Origin of the sequence: Sedimentibacter sp. (assembly GCF_032080165.1) — a bacterium.
Classification (GTDB): domain Bacteria; phylum Bacillota; class Clostridia; order Tissierellales; family Sedimentibacteraceae; genus Sedimentibacter.
This window is the reverse complement of record NZ_DAMASY010000012.1, coordinates 110,223-112,961: the sequence shown is the minus strand read 5'-3', so window position 1 is coordinate 112,961 and position 2,739 is coordinate 110,223. Positions and strand designations below refer to the sequence as shown.

General features: G+C 35.9%; 1 protein-coding gene. It reads left to right on the top strand.

What is annotated here, in order from left to right; all coding sequences use genetic code 11:
- Positions 1 to 270: 270 nt before the first annotated feature.
- Positions 271 to 2,739 (top strand): VWA domain-containing protein (locus tag RT412_RS14905; protein ID WP_313342820.1); only part of this gene is annotated, 2,469 nt, incomplete at its 3' end.

Genomic DNA, 2,739 nt, shown 5'->3' with positions numbered 1-2,739 from the left:
CCATGCCCTTATAGGGCAAGAGCAAACCACCGGCTCAGCCGGTGGTCATGATTAATGACTACGTCATCCTGAACGTAGTGAAGGATCTCCCTTGTTAGAATACAGCTAACCTTCATAGACGGGGAAGCTGTTCTATATATAATTATAATTTATTAATGAAGAGATAAGAAAGGAGGTGTTGAGTATTAAATGATTGTTGATAAATTGTTTATACGCAATAAAAACGAGGAATATAAAGAAACAAAAATTTTAAAGAAAGGAGGACAATTTATGAATAAACCGAATATACTCAAAAAAGTTTTATGTTTTACAATTGCTTTGCTGATGTTAATTCCAAGCATGCCGGGGAATATGGTAAGTGCTGCTGAGGCGGCAAAATATCCCGGAACAGGCAGCCCTGCTGGTTCCGGAACAAATTGGAATAATTCAGGTAGAATTGTTTCAAATGATAACAATTATGCATCTGTTTCACTAAGTAGTAGTGGAACAAGCAGATATCTGAAAGGCTCAAACTATGGTTTCAACATTCCTGATGGAGCAACCATCGATGGCATTGAGGTAATTATAGGCAGATATTCTTCAACCGGAATTTTGGGGGGTAGAATAAGAGACAGTGAAGTAAAGCTTGTTAAAAACGGAGACGTGCAAGCTGCTAATAAAGCTGCGACTACTACGGATTGGCCTAACGGAGAAGGGGCTGCAAGATATGGAGATTCAAACGATTTATGGAATACATCATGGACACCTGCTGATATAAATAACAACAACTTTGGTGTAGTATTATCTGTTAGAAATAATGCTGATTATGAAAGAACAGCATATGTTGATTATATGCAGATAAAAGTGTATTACACAGAACAACCTGAAGATCCTCCAACTGAAGAAGATATAGAACTTACAAAAGAAGTAGAAGAGTTGTCTGATGGAACTTATGAGTTGACTCTATCTGTAAAAGGTAAGGATATAACCAAGTATACTGACATTGTTTTAATATTAGACAATTCAAACAGTATGACTTCTTCCTTAGTAAACATGACGGAGGCGGCAGCAAAAAAATTTGCGTCAGAAATTCTCAATTCATCTATTGATGCAAGAATAGCGGTAGTCAGATATGGATCCACAGCTTCTGCTTATAACTTTAACAGTGGCAGCTGGACATCTTACGGTAATAGTTTTTCTTCAAATCATTTTTCAACAGATTTAAGTAAAATTAATACTGCAATTAATGCTTTAGCTGGTAATGGTGGCGGAACAAATACAGAAGGTGGTTTTTTAGTTGCTAACCAACTTCATTCATTGAAGCGTTCCAATGCTGATTTTGTTACTGTTTTTATGACAGATGGTGTTCCTACATATCATTATACCTCTGGCAGTAATTATGATGGTGGTGGTAACCGCACAACTGTAAGCGACTTCAATGAAGCTCTCACAGCAGCGATAGCTTTAAAAAATAAAACAGATAGTACTATCTATAACGTTGGGCTTATAGGAGCATTAACAGGAAATGATGTTACAATAGCACAAAAGTTTATGCAACAACCACCTTTTAGTATGATAAATACTAATCCGAGTTTTTCAAGTGCTCCTTCAGAAAGTTATGCTGTTGCGTATTATCCAATCACTTCGACGAATTCAACGGTTGCTGAAACTGAAATAATTAAGATTTATACGGAGATAGCATCAAAGATTTCAGCAATGGCAACCGGTACGGTAATTGATACAATACCTTGGTATTTTGAGCTTACTCCAGAATCTGTAGCAGCTCTCATAGCTGACGGAGTTGATATAGATGAGGATGCTGATGGAAACACAATATTGACTTTCTATGATATTCCGGCAGGAGATGATGCTTATGAATTAACACCATATGCAATTGAACCAATAAACGGTGTATATGGTACAGCGTATACAAACAAAGACGCTGACGGTAAATCTGCTATATATGATTATACATTCAATACACCGGGAGGCGGAGTCGGAACAAAGGAATTTCCACAACCGTTAGTAGTGTTAAATCCTATAGCAAATGATGACCCGACAGCAACAGGTGAATATTATACTACAAATATGGATTCTGTACTGACCGTAAATAAAGAAACGGGTATATTAGCAAATGATAAAATTGATGAAGATAAAATATTAGATGATGATGGATATACAATATCTGAATTAATGGTTCATACTGTTGTAAGCGATGAGGAAATAGTAATAGGCACGCAAGGAACGGTTGAAATATACGAAAAAGGAACACTTAATATAGCAGGAACAGTAATAATAAACGATGATGGTTCATTTGTGTTTACACCGACGGATGGTTTTACAGGTCTTGCTGAGTTTCAATATAAAAACTTTGTGAATATTAACAAAACCGATGACGATAAAGATATAAATGATAACTATTTATCGAATTTAGCTACTGTAACTATTAATGTATTGCCGTCCAGAACATTAACAATTAACTATTATGAGCGTACGACTTCAGAAGATATATTGTTAGATTCAGAAAACGAAACATTATTTGAAGGTCAAGATGTAGATAAGACAGCACCGGATATAACAGGTTTTACATTTGATGAAGCAGAACATTCTGGATTAATTGGTGCGGTTATAAATGTTAATAATGTTAAGGGGAAAATGCCGGCAGGTCCCGCAACAATTAACTTCTACTATACAAGAAGCAGCTTCAATTACAGCATAGAATACTACTATAACGGAGTTAAAGATGATTCGAAAACTGAG